14 protein-coding genes and 1 pseudogene are annotated in these 15,856 nt (G+C 67.4%); 9 read left to right on the top strand and 6 right to left on the bottom strand.

What is annotated here, in order from left to right:
* Positions 1–307 precede the first annotated feature (307 nt).
* A complete protein-coding gene (locus ACZ5C2_RS08975; RefSeq protein WP_468788161.1) occupies positions 308–2,929 on the top strand; it encodes a transglycosylase domain-containing protein in 2,622 nt (873 codons plus the stop codon).
* A gap of 98 nt (positions 2,930–3,027) precedes the next feature.
* Positions 3,028–4,536: a glycosyltransferase family 87 protein gene (locus tag ACZ5C2_RS08970; RefSeq protein ID WP_468788159.1), complete on the top strand. Its 1,509-nt coding sequence runs from the start codon at positions 3,028–3,030 to the stop codon at positions 4,534–4,536.
* Positions 4,537–4,615: 79 nt separating this feature from the next.
* Here the strand turns inward: ACZ5C2_RS08970 and ACZ5C2_RS08965 are convergent, their stop codons facing one another.
* The 3 genes from ACZ5C2_RS08965 to ACZ5C2_RS08955 all read right to left on the bottom strand — a co-directional run bounded on the left by ACZ5C2_RS08965 (position 4,616) and on the right by ACZ5C2_RS08955 (position 7,351).
* Positions 4,616–5,647 carry an alanine racemase gene (locus ACZ5C2_RS08965; RefSeq protein WP_468788157.1) on the bottom strand — a complete coding sequence of 344 codons (1,032 nt, stop codon included), beginning with the start codon at positions 5,645–5,647 and terminating at the stop codon, positions 4,616–4,618.
* Positions 5,648–5,748: 101 nt separating this feature from the next.
* Positions 5,749–6,870 carry a peptidoglycan bridge formation glycyltransferase FemX gene (gene femX / locus ACZ5C2_RS08960; protein ID WP_468788155.1) on the bottom strand — a complete coding sequence of 374 codons (1,122 nt, stop codon included), beginning with the start codon at positions 6,868–6,870 and terminating at the stop codon, positions 5,749–5,751.
* A 166-nt stretch (positions 6,871–7,036) separates the two neighbouring features.
* Positions 7,037–7,351 (bottom strand): hypothetical protein, encoded by a 315-nt coding sequence (locus tag ACZ5C2_RS08955; protein ID WP_468788153.1) that lies wholly within the window; start codon positions 7,349–7,351, stop codon positions 7,037–7,039.
* A 314-nt stretch (positions 7,352–7,665) separates the two neighbouring features.
* On the opposite strand from ACZ5C2_RS08955, the gene rpsF reads away from it, so the two are divergent.
* The 4 genes from rpsF (at position 7,666) to rplI (ending at position 9,387) form a co-directional block, all read left to right on the top strand.
* The gene (gene rpsF / locus ACZ5C2_RS08950) at positions 7,666–7,956 is read left to right on the top strand and encodes a 30S ribosomal protein S6 (RefSeq protein ID WP_004985983.1); all 291 of its coding nucleotides are present in this window, start codon (positions 7,666–7,668) and stop codon (positions 7,954–7,956) included.
* Positions 7,957–8,034: 78 nt separating this feature from the next.
* Positions 8,035–8,643: a single-stranded DNA-binding protein gene (locus tag ACZ5C2_RS08945; RefSeq protein ID WP_468788151.1), complete on the top strand. Its 609-nt coding sequence runs from the start codon at positions 8,035–8,037 to the stop codon at positions 8,641–8,643.
* Between the two features lie 42 nt (positions 8,644–8,685).
* A complete protein-coding gene (gene rpsR, locus ACZ5C2_RS08940; RefSeq protein ID WP_003949403.1) occupies positions 8,686–8,922 on the top strand; it encodes a 30S ribosomal protein S18 in 237 nt (78 codons plus the stop codon).
* Between the two features lie 18 nt (positions 8,923–8,940).
* On the top strand, positions 8,941–9,387 hold the full coding sequence (gene rplI / locus ACZ5C2_RS08935) for a 50S ribosomal protein L9 (protein WP_468788149.1): 447 nt from the start codon (positions 8,941–8,943) through the stop codon (positions 9,385–9,387).
* An 83-nt stretch (positions 9,388–9,470) separates the two neighbouring features.
* Here the strand turns inward: rplI and ACZ5C2_RS08930 are convergent, their stop codons facing one another.
* Positions 9,471–10,808 (bottom strand): MATE family efflux transporter, encoded by a 1,338-nt coding sequence (locus tag ACZ5C2_RS08930; protein WP_468788147.1) that lies wholly within the window; start codon positions 10,806–10,808, stop codon positions 9,471–9,473.
* A 459-nt stretch (positions 10,809–11,267) separates the two neighbouring features.
* On the opposite strand from ACZ5C2_RS08930, the gene dnaB reads away from it, so the two are divergent.
* Positions 11,268–12,746, top strand: a complete 1,479-nt coding sequence (dnaB, locus tag ACZ5C2_RS08925; protein WP_468788145.1) for a replicative DNA helicase — start codon at positions 11,268–11,270, stop codon at positions 12,744–12,746.
* 49 nt (positions 12,747–12,795) lie between these two features.
* Positions 12,796–14,181, top strand: coding sequence for a serine hydrolase domain-containing protein (locus tag ACZ5C2_RS08920; protein WP_468788143.1), 1,386 nt, complete (start codon positions 12,796–12,798; stop codon positions 14,179–14,181).
* Positions 14,182–14,244: 63 nt separating this feature from the next.
* Here ACZ5C2_RS08920 and ACZ5C2_RS08915 read toward each other — a convergent pair whose 3' ends face one another.
* Both ACZ5C2_RS08915 and ACZ5C2_RS08910 read right to left on the bottom strand, forming a co-directional pair.
* On the bottom strand, positions 14,245–14,697 hold the full coding sequence (locus tag ACZ5C2_RS08915) for a GNAT family N-acetyltransferase (protein WP_468788141.1): 453 nt from the start codon (positions 14,695–14,697) through the stop codon (positions 14,245–14,247).
* 9 nt (positions 14,698–14,706) lie between these two features.
* On the bottom strand, positions 14,707–15,171 hold the full coding sequence (locus ACZ5C2_RS08910; protein WP_468788139.1) for a MarR family winged helix-turn-helix transcriptional regulator: 465 nt from the start codon (positions 15,169–15,171) through the stop codon (positions 14,707–14,709).
* A gap of 128 nt (positions 15,172–15,299) precedes the next feature.
* Here ACZ5C2_RS08910 and ACZ5C2_RS08905 point away from each other — a divergent pair.
* Positions 15,300–15,791 (top strand): annotated as a pseudogene (locus ACZ5C2_RS08905) (MFS transporter); the annotation flags it as partial.
* Positions 15,792–15,856: the final 65 nt, after the last annotated feature.

The following is a 15,856-nucleotide window of genomic DNA, read 5'->3' as shown; positions in this document are numbered from 1 at the left end:
ACATCATGACGATAGAACGGCCTTCCGGATGCGACAAGGGCGGGGAGGGTGAACGGGATCACATCACCGAATCATTGCGAGCAAGTTGCCTGATTTGAGGTGAACTTCTGTGCTCGGCGGGTTTTGACGGTGCGTAGTCTGTGCGCCATGCAGTCCACCGGGAACCGAGTGACGCAGGGGGGCGTCTTGGTCCCCGGTGCGGTACGGGTGAATGCGGAAAGCGCCGCATCCGTACTTCGGGGGGACCGGAAACCAGCCGCCGTTTCCAGGCGCGCAAGGGTGCGCCTGCCCGAGGAGTAGTCGTTCGATGAGCGAGCACCGTCGCAAACCGCCGCAGCCGCAGGGAGGCGGACGTGCCGCGGCCCGACGCGGCCAGTCCGGCTCGTCCTCCGGCCGCCGCGCGGCACCGCGAGGCGCCACCGGATCTCCGTCCGATTCCTATGGGTCGGGTTCCCGTGGCTCGGGGGGTGAGGACCAGGCATACGGCAGCCGCGCGGAGGCGCGACGCGCCACGCAGCGAGGCGGGGCCCGCCGGGCCGGCTCCGCCGCGCCCGGGCGCGGCAGAGGACGTGCGGCCCCTCCCGGCAAGAAGCGGATTATCGACTATCCGCGCTACGACAGGGATGGCTGGCGCCGCTGGACGCCGTCATGGAAACTCGTGTCGGGCCTGTTCCTCGCCTTCTTCGGCAGCCTGGTCGCCGTAGCGGGCATCGGGTACGCCATGGTGAGCGTGCCCAGCGAGGAGAACGCCGCGGCGCGGTCCGAGAACAACGTCTACTACTGGGCCGACGGGAAGCAGATGGTCGCCACGGGTAGCGGCCAGAACCGGCAGAACGTCACGATCGACCGCATCCCCGAGGCCATGCAGCGGGCGGTGATCTCGGCCGAGAACAAGAGCTTCTACGACGACTCGGGCATCGACCCCATGGGTATCGCCCGCGCGCTGGGCAACATGGCGCGGGGCGGTGACACGCAGGGTGGCTCGACGATCACCCAGCAGTTCGTGAAGAACACCTACCTGAGCCAGGAACAGACGGTCTCCCGGAAGTTCAAGGAGATGTTCATCTCGATCAAGGTGGGCACGAAGCTCACCAAGGACGAGATCCTCCAGGGCTACCTGAACACCTCGTACTACGGCCGTGGCGCCTATGGCATCCAGGCGGCCGCCCAGACGTACTACGGCAAGGACGCCGTCAAGCTCACGCCGAGCGAGTGCGCCTTCCTCGCTGCCCTGCTCAAGGGCCCGACGTACTTCGACCCCGCGGGTAACCAGAATCTCGACGCCTCAGCCACCCCCAAGGCCAACCGCGAGCGTTCCGAAGAGCGCTGGGGCTGGATCCTCGAGCAGATGCACACCGACGGACACCTCACGGACGCCGAGTACCAGAAGGCGACCAAGAAGTACCCCGTGCCTCAGGGCCGCAAGGCGACCAAGGGCATGACCGGCCAGATCAGCTATCTCGTCGACACGGCCAAGCGGTACGTCCTGAAGAACTCCGACATCACGGAGGCGCAGTTCGACCAGGGCGGCTACCAGATCTACACGACCTTCGAGAAGGACAAGGTCGACGCGCTCGCCAAGGCCGTCAAGAAGGTCGAGAAGAAGAACATCGATCCGAAGCGCGAACTGGACAAGCACGTCCAGTTCGGTGCGGCGACCGTGAAACCCAACGACGGTGCGATCGTCGCGCTCTACGGTGGTGCCGGCTTCGAGAACGGCCACTTCAACAACAACGCGGACACCTCGGGTATCCCCGTCGGTTCGACGTGGAAGCCGTTCGTGATGGCGGCCGCGATGCAGCACGGTACCTACGAGACCGACGGTGAGGGTGTCTCGCCGCTGAGCAAATACAACGGCGACGACCGTCTGAAGATCAGGAACAACGACGGCTCGTTCGTCCTCAAGAAGGACAACACGCCCTTCTTCCAGGAGAACGAGAGCGACCACCCGTGGGGGTACATCACCCTGCGCAAGGCGATGGAACAGTCCGTCAACACCCCGTTCGTGCAGCTGGGCATGGACGTGGGGATGAAGAACGTGGCGGACGTCGCCGAGAGGTCCGGCATCCTCAAGGACAGCTTCGCCGGGCTGAACGCCTCGTTCGCGCTCGGTACCTCGACCCCCAGCGCGATCCGCATGGCCGACTCCTACGCGACCTTCGCGGCATCCGGCAAGCAGGCCGATCCGTACTCGGTGACCTCCGTCAAGCACAAGGGATCGGAGCTGCCCGGCTTCGAGAAGCCGCGGATCAAGCAGGCCATGCCCGAGAACGTGGCGAACAACGTCACCGACTTGCTCGAGAACGTGATCGAGAACGGCACCGCCAAGCACGCGCTCGAGCTGGGACGTACGGCCGCCGGTAAGACGGGTACGACCGACGAGAACAAGTCCGCCTGGTTCGTCGGCTACACGAAACAGCTCTCGACCGCGGTCACGATGTTCCGCGAGGATCCCAAGAGCCACAAGCTGCTCTCCATGAACGGCACGGCGGGCAAGGACTCGATCCATGGTGGTGACATCCCCACGGAGGTGTGGACCGAGTTCATGAAGGCCGCGCTGAAGGGTGAGTCGGATCCCGGCTTCCCCGAGGCCGAGAAGATCGGCGAGATCGCGGACGGGATCGGTGCACCGTCGCCGACGCCGACCGCCACGCAGACCGAGGAGGCGACTCCTTCGGCACCTCCGTCGCCCACGCAGCCCGAGACCAGCGCTCCGCCGCAGCCCACGCAGACCGAAACATGCGGTCCGTTCGACTTCCGCTGCAAGGACGACGAAGAGGAGACGGGGGGCACCGGCCCGGGCGGCACGGACAGTGGCGGCACGGATGGAGGCGTGACCTCCTCGCCCGACCCGACAGACACCGGTGAGCCCGGGGACAGCAGAGGCAACGGCAACGGAGGCGGTCTCTTCGGAGGTCCGGCCGGTTAGTCGGCCTATCGCCTGACTTAGGCGTTTCACGTGAAACATGGGCCGCCGTACCCCCGGGTACGGCGGCCCTCGGCATATCCCCGGGTACGTACGGCAGGATGTGCGGCATGCCCAGTGGAGAATCGACGCAAACGAGCGTCCACGAGCCGGAGCCGGTGCGGCCGACCGAGGAGGACCGGGTCGCCGCAGCCGGCAGTGAGCTGATCGGCGGTCCGCTCGGGCGGCGTGCCCTGCCCGGGAGGTCCTGGTGGACTCCGGTGCGGGTGATCGCGCTCGTGGCGATCGGCATGTTCGCCGTCGGCCTCGTGCAGAAGGCGCCCTGTTACAACGGCGCCTGGTTCTTCGGCGCCAGCTCCCAGTACACGCATGCCTGTTACTCGGACATTCCGCACCTCTACCAGGGACGCGGCTTCGCCGACGGGCTGGTGCCGTACTTCGACAAGCTCCCCGGGGACATGCAGTACCTCGAGTACCCGGTGCTGACCGGCGTCTTCATGGAGGTCGCCGCCTGGCTCACCCCCGGCAGCGGCAGCATCCAGGACCAGGAGCAGTGGTACTGGATGGTCAATGCCGGGATGCTCCTGGCATGCGCGGCCGTCATCGCCGTCTGTGTGACCCGTACGCACGCCCGGCGCCCCTGGGACGGTCTGCTGGTCGCGCTGGCACCGGCCTTCGCGTTGACCGCCACCATCAACTGGGACCTGCTGGCGGTCGCCCTGACGTCCGCCGCGATGCTGATGTGGTCGCGAGGGCGTTCCCTCGCCTTCGGTGTCCTCCTGGGGCTTGCCACGGCCGCCAAGCTCTATCCCGTGCTGCTGCTCGGGCCGCTGCTGGTGCTGTGCTGGCGCGCGGGCACATGGCGGCAGTACGGCACGGCCCTCGCCGGCGCGGCGGTTGCCTGGCTGGTGGTGAACGGGCCCGTGATGCTGTTCGCTTTCGACGGCTGGTCGAAGTTCTACACGTTCAGTCAGGAACGGGGCGTCGACTTCGGTTCCTTCTGGCTGATCATGGCGCAGAACTCGGATGACCCGATGAGCACCGACACGGTCAACACGCTGGCCACGCTGCTGATGCTGCTGTGCTGCGGGGCCGTCGCGGCCCTCGCGCTCATGGCACCCCGCCGACCGCGGTTCGCCCAGCTGGCCTTCCTGATCGTCGCGGCGTTCATTCTCACCAACAAGGTCTACTCGCCGCAGTACGTCCTGTGGCTGGTGCCGCTGGCAGCCCTCGCCCGGCCGAAGTGGCGGGACTTCCTCGTCTGGCAGGCGTGTGAGGTGGCGTACTTCGTGGGTATCTGGATGTACCTCGCCTACACGACCAGCGGAGACGCCCACAAGGGTCTGCCCACCGACGGCTACCACTGGGTCATCGGCATGCACCTGCTGGGGACGCTGTACCTGTGTGTCATGGTCGTGCGCGACATCCTGATGCCCGAGCGGGATCCGGTGCGCCGGTCCGGTGACGACGACCCTTCAGGCGGCGTCCTCGACGGAGCCGCAGACGTCTTCGTGCTCGGCCCCGCCAACCGTCCGGCACGGCACGCGGCCCATCTCGAAGGACCCGGGGTCGAATGGGGCCGGACGGGAGCCACCGACGGTTCGCTCTGAGCGAACCGCTCGCCAGGTGCCGCCCTCCCAGGGCACGGAAAAGGCCGGGCACGGATCTCTGTGCCCGGCCTTCTCGCTGTCAGCGGTCGACGAGCCGGTCGAACTGCGTGGTGGTGTGCCGGAGGTGGGCCACCAACTCCTCGCCGACCTTCGGCTCCGGTGCGTCCGAGGGTACGAACAGGATCGACACCTGCATGTGCGGCGGCTCGGCGAACCAGCGCTGCTTGCCGCCCCAGACGAACGGCGAGAGGTTCCGGTTGACCGTGGCGAGGCCGGCCCGGGCGACGCCCTTGGCGCGCGGCATGACCCCGTGCAGGGCCTTGGGGGCTTCCAGGCCCACTCCGTGCGACGTACCGCCCGCCACGACCACCAGGTAGCCGTCGGAGGCGGCTTTCTGCTGCCGGTAGCCGAACCGGTCACCCTTGGCGACGCGTGCGACGTCCAGGACCGCGCCCCGGTACTCGGTCGCCTCGTGATCGCCCAGCCACAGCCGGGTGCCGATCCGGGCGCGGAAGCGGGTCTGCGGGAACTGCTGCTGCAACCTGGCGAGTTCGTCGGCCTTGAGGTGGCTCACGAACATCGTGTGCAGCGGGAGGCGGGATGCCCGCAGGCGGTCCATCCAGCCGATGACCTCCTCGACGGCGTCCGAGCCGTCCGTGCGGTCCAGCGGCAGATGGATGGCGAAGCCCTCCAGCCGGACGTTCTCTATCGCGGAATGCAGCTGGGGCAGGTCTTGCTCGCTGATGCCGTGCCGCTTCATCGAGGACATCACCTCGATGACCACACGGGCACCGACCAGGCCGTACACGCCGTCGACCGACGACACCGAGCGGATGACCCGGTCGGGCAGCGGCACCGGCTCCTCACCGCGCCGGTACGGCGTCAGCACCAGCAGGTCCCCGCCGAACCAGTCCTTGATCCGGGCGGCCTCGTAGGTCGTGCCGACGGCGAGGACGTCCGAACCCAGCCGGGTGGCCTCCTCGGCCAGGCGCTCGTGGCCGAAGCCGTAGCCGTTGCCCTTGCAGACCGGGACCAACCCCGGGAACTGCTCCTGCACGTGCTTGTGATGCGCCCGCCAGCGCGCGGTGTCGACGTAGAGCGTGAGCGCCATGGCCGGACCTGGAACCTTTCTCGTGGCTGCGGTGTATCAAAGGTATGGGAGCCAACGAAGCCGTCGGGGCTACGCAGACGAAGTCCGTGACGAAGAGCCGGTCAGCGGCGCGACATATAGATGTCGAGCGCCTTGTGGAGCAGCTTGTTCAGCGGGAAGTCCCACTCGCCGAGGTACTCGGCCGCCTGGCCACCTGTACCCACCTTGAACTGGATCAGCCCGAAGAGGTGATCGGTTTCGTCGAGCGAGTCGGAGATGCCGCGCAGGTCGTAGACGGTGGCGCCGAGCGCGTAGGCGTCGCGCAGCATCCGCCACTGCATCGCGTTCGAGGGCCGGACCTCACGGCCGATGTTGTCGGAGGCACCGTAGGAGTACCAGACGTGCCCGCCGACGATCAGCATCGTGGCGGCGGACAGGTTCACGCCGTTGTGCCGGGCGAAGTACAGCCGCATGCGGTTGGGGTCCTCGGTGTTGAGGGCCGTCCACATGCGCTGGAAGTACGACAGCGGGCGGGGCCGGAAGTGGTCGCGGACCGCCGTGATCTCGTACAGCCGCTGCCACTCGGGCAGGTCGTCGTAGCCGCCCTGGACGACCTCGACGTCGGCCTTCTCGGCCTTCTTGATGTTGCGGCGCCACAGCTGGTTGAAGTTCTTGTGGACCTCTTCCAGGGAGCGGTTGGCCAGCGGCACCTGGTAGACGTAGCGGGGCTGGACGTCACCGAAGCCGGCGCCGCCGTCCTCGCCCTGCTGCCAGCCCATGCGGCGCAGTTTGTCGGCGACCTCGAAGGCGCGGGGCTCGATGAAGTCGGCCTCCAGGTCCCGCAGACGCTTCACGTCCTGGTCCTGGATGCCTCTCTTGATGGTCGATGCCTCCCAGCGCCGGATGATCACCGGCGGGCCCATCTTCACGGAGAAGGCACCCTGTTGCTTCAGGTGCGCGAGCATGGGCTCGATCCACTCCTGAAGATTCGGCGCGAACCAGTTGATGACCGGGCCCTCGGGCAGATAGGCGAGATAGCGCTTGATCTTGGGCAGCTGCCGGTAGAGGACAAGACCCGCGCCGACCAGCTCGCCGGTCCGGTCGTCGAACCAGCCGAGGTTCTCCGAGCGCCATTCCGCCTTGACATCAGCCCAGGCCGGGACCTGCATGTGACTCGCCGACGGCAGGCTCTGGATGTAGGCCAGATGCTGCTCTCGGCTGATGGTCCTCAGGGTCAGGCTCATTCGGGGCGCTCCTCGGGCTGGTGTGTCCCCATGGGTTCAGGGGCTCCGGCTCTCGCGCGAAGCCTACTGCGCCTCGGGGGCGCCCTGGTTGGGCGCACGGGACCTTCGCCCCGGCCCGTCGCAGGCCGGGACGTTCGACGATGTTCAGGAGGGTTGGTGCCCGGCGTCAGTCGACGAGTCCGCCGAAGAGGCCGCCGTGTGCCATGCCCAGGAAGAACCCGACCGCCGAGGCGCCGAGGCCCAGGACCAGGCCGAAGCGCTCGCGCGTCGTCACCGAGACCCACTGGCCGTACGCGCCGGTGAGGATCCCCACCAGACCGGTCCAGGAGCTGAGCAGGTGCAGATGGTGGAACATCGCCGTGATGAAGGACGTGATGCCCAGCACCAGGGTCACCGCGAGCAGGGCGTCCTGGAGCGGATGGGACTTGCCGTCCGTGGCGAAAAGGCCTCCGGCGTTGTTGGGTCGCAATGCCTGTGCCATGGGGCACCTCCTGCGAAAGGCGGCGGATCGTAGCGCCGTACACACCCGATGTGTACAGATTGACGGTCCCCACGGCCGGATTTCAACCGGAAGCCGCTGTGCGGGTACTCTGTAGCGTCTGCACCGGTGTCTGTCCGGACAGAGTCGGACAGGAGCAGGGCAGGGCCACGGCCCGCCCTCGCCGGTCCGGGAGCCGCCTCGGCCTCGATTGTCAGTGGCGGCTGTTCTACTGACAGGCATCGTTGCGCAACGCATCACGACCCTCCTGCCACGGAACGACCGTGGCCGCTGAGTCCAAAGGAGGTGGGTTCCACATGCGTCACTACGAGGTGATGGTCATCCTCGACCCCGATCTCGAGGAGCGTGCTGTCTCCCCGCTGATCGAGAACTTCCTTTCTGTCGTCCGTGACGGCGGCGGAAAGGTCGAGAAGGTCGACACCTGGGGCCGTCGTCGTCTCTCGTACGAGATCAAGAAGAAGCCCGAGGGCATCTACTCGGTCATCGACCTGCAGGCCGAGCCTGCGGTCGTCAAGGAGCTCGACCGCCAGATGAACCTGAACGAGTCGGTCCTCCGGACCAAGGTCCTCCGTCCCGAGACCCACTGAGCCCTTCCGCCCAGCTGGTTTCCGGGATCCGAGTAGCAGCACAAGCAGCCAGCAGCAAACCCGCCGAGAGGTTCCCCCATGGCAGGCGAGACCGTCATCACGGTCGTCGGCAATCTTGTCGATGACCCCGAGCTGCGCTTCACCCCGTCCGGTGCGGCCGTCGCGAAGTTCCGTGTCGCGTCGACGCCCCGCACCTTCGACCGTCAGACGAACGAGTGGAAGGACGGCGAGAGCCTGTTCCTGACCTGCTCGGTCTGGCGTCAGGCGGCGGAGAACGTCGCAGAGTCGCTTCAGCGAGGCATGCGCGTCATTGTGCAGGGCCGGCTGAAGCAGCGGTCCTACGAGGACCGTGAGGGCGTCAAGCGCACGGTCTACGAGCTGGACGTCGAGGAAGTCGGCGCCAGCCTGCGCAACGCCACGGCCAAGGTCACCAAGACCACCGGCCGCGGTGGCCAGGGCGGCTACGGCGGTGGCCAGGGCGGCGGTGGCGGCGGCCAGGGTGGCGGTGGCTGGGGCGGCGGCTCCGGCGGCGGCCAGCAGGGCGGTGGCGCTCCCGCCGACGACCCGTGGGCGACCGGCGCTCCCGCCGGTGGCCAGCAGGGTGGTGGCGGCGGCTGGGGCGGCGGCTCCGGCAGCAGCAGCGGCGGCGGCAGCGGCGGTGGCTACTCGGACGAGCCCCCCTTCTAGGTGGGCTGTACCCACACTTCTTGATCACACAGGAGAAACATCATGGCGAAGCCGCCTGTGCGCAAGCCTAAGAAGAAGGTCTGCGCATTCTGCAAGGACAAGGTCACGTACGTGGACTACAAGGACACGAACATGCTGCGGAAGTTCATTTCCGACCGCGGCAAGATTCGTGCCCGCCGCGTGACCGGCAACTGCACGCAGCACCAGCGTGACGTCGCCACGGCCGTCAAGAACAGCCGTGAGATGGCGCTGCTGCCCTACACCTCCACCGCGCGATAAGGGAAGGGTGACCGACTCATGAAGATCATCCTCACCCACGAGGTTTCCGGCCTCGGTGCCGCGGGCGATGTCGTCGACGTCAAGGACGGTTACGCTCGCAACTACCTGGTGCCGCGGAAGCTCGCGATCCGCTGGACCAAGGGCGGCGAGAAGGACGTCGAGCAGATCCGCCGTGCTCGCAAGATCCACGAGATCCAGACCATCGAGCAGGCCAACCAGGTGAAGGCCCAGCTCGAGGGCGTCAAGGTCCGCCTGGCCGTTCGCTCCGGCGACGCCGGTCGCCTCTTCGGTTCCGTCACCCCGGCCGACATCGCTTCCGCGATCAAGGCTGCCGGCGGTCCCGAGGTCGACAAGCGCCGCATCGAGCTGGGCGCGCCGATCAAGACGCTGGGCGCCCACGAGACGTCCGTGCGTCTGCACCCCGAGGTTGCCGCCAAGGTCAGCCTCGAGGTCGTCGCCGGCTGATTGCCGCGCTCGCTGGGACACTGAGCGCATGGGGCCACATCCTTCGGGGTGTGGCCCCATGGGCTTTGTTTCACGTGAAACGGTCAGCGTGCCGCGCCCGTGACGATCCAGCGGCCCGAGCGGGTACGGAACCACAAGGTCAGCATGCGCACGGTCATCATGAGGGTCATCGTTGCCCACAGTGCGGTGAGCCCGCCCCCGAGCGAGGGGACCAGCAGGGCGACCGGAGTGAACACCGCGAGGGTCAGCAGCATCGCCCAGGCCAGATACGGTCCGTCGCCCGCGCCCATCAGCACCCCGTCCAGGACGAAGACGATGCCGCAGATCGGCTGGGACAGTGCTACGAGGGCCAGGGCGGGCAGTGCCGCGTCCTTGACGGTGGCGTCACTGGTGAACAGGGGCAGGAACACCGGCCGAGCGAGTATCACCAGCACGCCGAGGACCATACCGACCGCGATTCCCCACTCGACCATGCGGCGGCATGCCTGGCGGGCCCCCTCGGCGTCACCTGCCCCCAGATAGCGACCGATGATGGCCTGCCCGGCGATGGCGATGGCGTCCAGCGCGAATGCGAGCAGACTCCACAGGGAGAGGATGATCTGGTGGGCCGCGATGTCGGAGTCACCCAGGCGGGCGGCGACGGCTGTCGCGATCATCAGGATGGCCCGGAGGGAGAGGGTACGCACCAGCAGGGGAACACCTGCCTGGGCCGAGGCCCTGATCCCGGCGGCGTCCGGGCGCAGTGAGGCCCCGTGCCTGCGTGCTCCGCGGAGGACTACGGCCAGGTAGACCGCGGCCATGCCGCACTGGGCGATGACGGTGCCCCAGGCGGAGCCGGCTATACCGAGGCCGGCACCGTAGACCAGCACGACATTGAGGACACCGTTGACGACGAAGCCGCCGATGGCGACGTACAGAGGTGTTTTGGTGTCCTGAAGACCGCGCAGAACGCCGGTCGCTGCGAGTACGACGAGCATGGCCGGTATGCCGAGTGTGGAGATCCGCAGATACGTGGTCGCGTAAGGGGTCGCTGTGTCGGAGGCGCCGAAGAGGTCCACGATGGAGGGCGCTGTGGGTAGGACAACCGCCACGACGGCGGCGCCGAGAAGCAGTGCCAGCCAGATGCCGTCCATACCCTGGCGGATGGCTGAGGGCAGATCACCGGCTCCGACGCGGCGGGCGACGGCTGCCGTGGTGGCGTAGGCCAGGAAGACGAAGATGCTGACGGCGGTCATCAGGAGCGCCGAGGCGACGCCGAGACCGGCGAGCTGTGCCGTGCCCAGATGGCCGACGATGGCGCTGTCGGCCATGACGAAGAGCGGCTCGGCGACAAGGGCACCGAAGGCCGGGACGGCCAGCATGACGATCTCCCGGTCGTGCTGCCGTCGAGCGGCCCTGGGGCGCGCGGAGGCCTGTGTCATGTGCACCAATCTAATCGTCCACAGGTAAGTGATGCAATGCTTTCTTGGCCCTTACGTCGTGGCTCAGGGTGTGGGCTTGGGTACACCGCATGAAGCGATCTTGATCCGACTGGGGAAGTTTTTCTTCTGCACAGCCAGTGGACGGCAAACATACAGGTCAGGAGCTTTCGCGGCGGGAAGATCCGGGCTTGTTCACAGGGCTGTCCACCGGCTCATGCACAGGTTTCGTGCAGTTCTCCACAGCATTGGGCCGGTCGTCCACATGCCCTGTGGATAACCAGATTGGCTGACGGTGCCGACGGGCCTACGGTGGTCCGGCGCCCGCTCCGTCCGCCGGTTTCACAAACGCCACAAAACCGGCGCGCGACAACCGGAGTTGGGCTTCTTATTTGTCAGTGCCGTGCCGTAGAACAAAGGGGCGCGGCGAGGTCCGCTCGGCGGACGGGAGGAGGTGGCTCGGTGAGCATTTCCGAGCCCTTGGACGACCCGTGGGCCGACAGCGGTCCCAGCGATCGTCTGCCCGCCTCCCGCCGTCGCGACGACCGCGGCAAGGGCCGTGACGAGCAGCACGACCGCGGCAAGGACAGCAGTGAGTGGGAGGGTGGCGGCTCCGCGTTCGAAAGGGTGCCACCGCAGGACCTCGATGCCGAGCAGTCGGTCCTGGGCGGCATGCTGCTGTCCAAGGACGCCATCGCCGACGTGGTCGAGATCCTCAAGGGCCACGACTTTTACAAGCCGGCCCACGAGACCGTCTACACGGCCATCCTCGATGTCTATGCCAAGGGAGAGCCGGCCGACCCCATCACGATCGCCGCGGAGCTGACCAAGCGCGGCGAGATCAACAAGGTCGGCGGGGCCTCCTATCTGCACCACCTCGTCCAGACCGTCCCCACTGCGGCGAACGCGGCGTACTACGCGGAGATCGTGCACGAGCGCGCCGTGCTGCGTCGCCTGGTCGAAGCAGGTACCCGCATCACCCAGATGGGATACGCGGCCGACGACGACGTGGACGAGATCGTCAACCGCGCGCAGGCGGAGATCTACGCCGTCACCGAACAGCGCACCAGCGAGGACTATCTGCCGCTCGGCGACATCATGGAGGGCGCCCTCGACGAGATCGAGGCGATCGGATCGCGTAGCGGTGAGATGACCGGGGTACCCACCGGGTTCACCGACTTCGACTCGCTCACCAACGGTCTGCACCCGGGTCAGATGATCGTCATCGCGGCGCGTCCCGCAATGGGCAAGTCGACGCTCGCCCTGGACTTCGCCCGGGCCGCGTCCATCAAGAACAACCTCCCCAGCGTCATCTTCTCGCTCGAGATGGGGCGCAACGAGATCGCGATGCGGCTGCTGTCCGCCGAGGCTCGCGTCGCCCTGCACCACATGCGTTCCGGCACGATGACCGACGAGGACTGGACGCGCCTGGCGCGCCGGATGCCGGACGTCTCCGCGGCGCCGCTCTACATCGACGACTCCCCGAACCTGTCGATGATGGAGATCCGCGCCAAGTGCCGTCGTCTGAAACAACGCAACGATCTGAAGCTGGTCGTCATCGACTACCTGCAGCTGATGCAGTCCGGCGGCTCCAAGCGTGCCGAGAGCCGCCAGCAGGAGGTCTCGGACATGTCCCGTAACCTCAAGCTGCTCGCCAAGGAGCTTGAGGTCCCGGTCATCGCGCTCTCCCAGCTCAACCGTGGCCCCGAGCAACGCACCGACAAGAAGCCGATGGTCTCCGACCTGCGTGAGTCGGGCTCCATTGAGCAGGACGCCGACATGGTCATCCTGCTGCACCGCGAGGACGCCTATGAGAAGGAGTCCCCCCGTGCTGGTGAGGCCGACCTGATCGTGGCGAAGCACCGAAACGGCCCGACGGCGACGATCACGGTCGCCTTCCAGGGGCACTACTCGCGCTTCGTCGACATGGCGCAGACCTGACCGGTGGTCATCACCACTCCTCGTCGGGCAACCGTGCTGGACTGAGGACATGACGACACCCGAGGAAGAACTGCTGCCCGGCACGCGGCGCGCCCTGCTGCACCGGATCGCCGTCGCCCAGAGCGAGGGGCGTACGCCCTCGCTCGTCGCGGCTGTGGTGCGGGGCGGGAAGGTGGTGTGGACCGGGGCGCGGACCTCGGTGGAGGGGCACGCCCCGGACGATGACGTGCAGTACCGGATCGGTTCGATCACCAAGACCTTCACCGCGGTCTTGGTGCTCCGGCTGCGCGACGAGGGAGTGCTGGATCTCTCCGATTCCCTGGAGAAGCACCTGCCGGGTACGGGTGCCGGTGACACAACGATCATCGAACTGCTGTCGCACAGTGGTGGGCTGGCCGCCGAGACACCCGGCCCCTGGTGGGAGCGGACGCCCGGGTCCTTGCGGCCCGGCCTTGCCGATGTGCTGGGCGAACGGCCGCTTATGCGGCCCGAGGGCCGGCGGTTCCACTACTCGAACCCTGGATACGCGTTGCTCGGCGCCCTGGTCGAGAGGCTCCGCGGCGCCCCGTGGGAAGAGGTTCTCCGGCGGGAAGTGCTCGAACCGCTGGGCCTGCGCCGCACGAGCGGGCGACCGGAGGCTCCGCATGCGGGTGGCTGGGCGGTGCATCCGTGGGCGGATGTGATGATGCCCGAGCCCTTGGAAGATCTCGGAGTGATGGCACCCGCCGGTCAACTGTGGTCCACATCAGGTGACTTGGCGCGCTTCGCGGTCTTCCTGACCCGGGGTGACGAGCGAGTGCTGAGCGTCGGGTCCTTGCGGGACATGAGGACCCCGGCAACACCGGTCGAGGCGGCGGATGTGGCTGACGGCTACGCGTACTGCCTGGGCCTGGAGCTTCGCCATCAGCACGGGCGCGCTCTGGTCGGGCACACCGGATCGCTTCCGGGCTTCCTTGCCTGTCTGACGATCAGCGTGGCGGACGATGTGAGCGCGGTCGTCCTGACCAACTGCACGTCCGGGCCGGCGCCGTTCACGGTTGCCGCTGACCTCGTCCGGATCGTCGCCCAGACGGAACCACGTATCCCCGCTCCCTGGGAGCCGTTGCGGGAGGCCGAACCGTCGGTACTGGAACTGGTGGGCCAGTGGTACTGGGGGACGTACGCCTTTGCGCTGCGGCTTTCGGCCGAGGGGATCGTTGCGCTGGAGCCACTGTCCGGCAACGGCCGGCGCTCACGTTTCCGCCCGAACGGGGACGGGACGTGGTTGGGACTGGAGGGGTACTACGCCGGAGAACTCCTGAAGCCCGTACGGCGGCCGGATGGAGGGGTGAGTCATCTCGACCTGGGGTCGTTCGTGTTTACGCGTCAGCCGTACGAGGAGGGAGCTCCGGTGCCCGGCGGAGTGGACCCCGAGGGATGGCGGGGTATCGGCTAGCTCCCTATCGCGGAGAGCCTCGACGACGCCATGTTTCACGTGAAACATGGCCCGGGCGCAAGGTCACAGCGGCAGCTTGAAGCCCACGTGGGAGGCGGTGAATCCGAGCCGTTCGTAGAAGCGGTGGGCCTCGGCACGGGTGTTGTCCGATGTGAGCTGAACCAATCGGCACCCCTCGCGGCGGGATGTGCCGATGGCCCACTCGATCAACCGGGTGCCCAGGCCGCTGCCGCGTTCGTCCGCGTGGATGCGAACGCCTTCGATGATCGCCCTGGTGGAGCCCCGGCGGGACAGTCCCGGAACGATCGTGAGCTGCAGCGTGCCGACGACGCGTCCGTCGCGGACCGCGACCACCAGGTGCTGGTTCGGATCAGAGGTGAGGCGCTCCAGAGCGGTCAGGTACGGACCGAGGTCGTCCGGTGACTCGCGCCGTGCGCCCAGGGGGTCGTCCGCGAGCATGCCGACGATCGCCGGAAGATCGTCGGCGACTGCGGCTCGTATCTCAAGATCTCCCATATCGGCACCCTATGCGGGCACCGGCGCCTTCAGTGTTTCCACGGCCCGGACCAGCGGGGCCAGCTCGGGGTTCCTCGCCGCCTCGTCGAGCGCCTCGCGCAGAGCAATGTCATTGGTCGGCCGCGCCTCTTCCAGAAGCTTGAGACCGGCCTCGGTGACATTGGTGTAGATACCGCGCCGGTCGGTGGGACACAGATAGCGCTCCAGCAGACCGCGGTCCTCGAGCCGGGTGACCAGGCGAGTGGTGGCGCTCTGGCTGAGCACGACCGCGTCGGCGACCTGCTTCATCTGCAGATGGCCACCCTCGTCGTCGTGCTGTCGGCTCAGCACGTCGAGCAGGGAGTACTCCCGCACGCTCAGATCGTGCCGGCTCTGAAGGGCGCGCTCGATGTGCGCCTCGATCCTCCCGTGCAGCAGGGAGAGTGCGCACCAGCCCTGAGCCGGGGCGGTGAGCGCGGGGTCCGTGGCTGTCATACGGGTTTCCTCCGTCCAGGCACTCCTGGACTCCAGGGTAGAGCACCCTCGCAATAGTCGGCGTTTGCGGCTAATGCACGTACACAATTATTGCGATAGCGTCTATAGTGTGTTCGCACGTATATGGAACCGTGCTCGGCACCAAGGTCTCCCGCAAGCGGATGCTGATGCTGCTGATGGGACTGTTCGTCGCCGGGAACCTCCTCTCGGCGATGGTCCTCTCCTTCGGTCTCATGCTGGCCGGACGGGTAGTCGCCTCGCTGGCACACGGCGCCTTCTTCGGCATCGGCTCGGTGGTCGCCGCCGCCGTCACCATCGCCCTCATCGACGCGTTGGGATTCGCCACGGTGCCGCCCCTGCAGAAGCGGGTTCTCGACCACGCCCACGGTGCCCCCACCCTGGCCTCGGCCGTCAATATCGGCGCGTTCAAGCTCGGCAACGCGCTGGCCGCATGGCTCGGCGGCCTGGTGATCGCGGCCGACCTCGGCTACACCGCACCCAACTGGGTCGGGGCCGTCCTTGCCGTAGCCGCCCTGGCGCTGGCCTTCGTCTCCGCCGCTCTCGAGCGCCGCGAAGGCGTGGGCACTTCGGGCGCCGGTCCGGCACCCACCGGACGCCGACCGCGATCACTCACTGACCACAGCACCGTGAAGCAGCACGGGCCAGGGCCGCACCCACTCCCGAG

It is taken from the genome of Streptomyces sp. NPDC031365 (genome assembly GCF_055569765.1).
Note: the sequence above shows the minus strand (reverse complement) of the source record. Positions and strands in the feature narration are given on the sequence as shown.

What these genes read in the sequence shown, in the direction of transcription:
- ACZ5C2_RS08915 (WP_468788141.1), bottom strand. Translation starts at nt 14,697, where the DNA reads ATGGGAGATCTTGAGATACGAGCCGCAGTCGCCGACGATCTTCCGGCG.
- ACZ5C2_RS08975 (WP_468788161.1), top strand. Translation starts at nt 308, where the DNA reads ATGAGCGAGCACCGTCGCAAACCGCCGCAGCCGCAGGGAGGCGGACGT.
- ACZ5C2_RS08910 (WP_468788139.1), bottom strand. Translation starts at nt 15,171, where the DNA reads ATGACAGCCACGGACCCCGCGCTCACCGCCCCGGCTCAGGGCTGGTGC.
- ACZ5C2_RS08930 (WP_468788147.1), bottom strand. Translation starts at nt 10,808, where the DNA reads ATGACACAGGCCTCCGCGCGCCCCAGGGCCGCTCGACGGCAGCACGAC.
- femX (WP_468788155.1), bottom strand. Translation starts at nt 6,870, where the DNA reads ATGAGCCTGACCCTGAGGACCATCAGCCGAGAGCAGCATCTGGCCTAC.
- ACZ5C2_RS08965 (WP_468788157.1), bottom strand. Translation starts at nt 5,647, where the DNA reads ATGGCGCTCACGCTCTACGTCGACACCGCGCGCTGGCGGGCGCATCAC.
- ACZ5C2_RS08920 (WP_468788143.1), top strand. Translation starts at nt 12,796, where the DNA reads ATGACGACACCCGAGGAAGAACTGCTGCCCGGCACGCGGCGCGCCCTG.
- ACZ5C2_RS08945 (WP_468788151.1), top strand. Translation starts at nt 8,035, where the DNA reads ATGGCAGGCGAGACCGTCATCACGGTCGTCGGCAATCTTGTCGATGAC.
- rpsR (WP_003949403.1), top strand. Translation starts at nt 8,686, where the DNA reads ATGGCGAAGCCGCCTGTGCGCAAGCCTAAGAAGAAGGTCTGCGCATTC.
- rplI (WP_468788149.1), top strand. Translation starts at nt 8,941, where the DNA reads ATGAAGATCATCCTCACCCACGAGGTTTCCGGCCTCGGTGCCGCGGGC.
- ACZ5C2_RS08955 (WP_468788153.1), bottom strand. Translation starts at nt 7,351, where the DNA reads ATGGCACAGGCATTGCGACCCAACAACGCCGGAGGCCTTTTCGCCACG.
- ACZ5C2_RS08970 (WP_468788159.1), top strand. Translation starts at nt 3,028, where the DNA reads ATGTGCGGCATGCCCAGTGGAGAATCGACGCAAACGAGCGTCCACGAG.
- rpsF (WP_004985983.1), top strand. Translation starts at nt 7,666, where the DNA reads ATGCGTCACTACGAGGTGATGGTCATCCTCGACCCCGATCTCGAGGAG.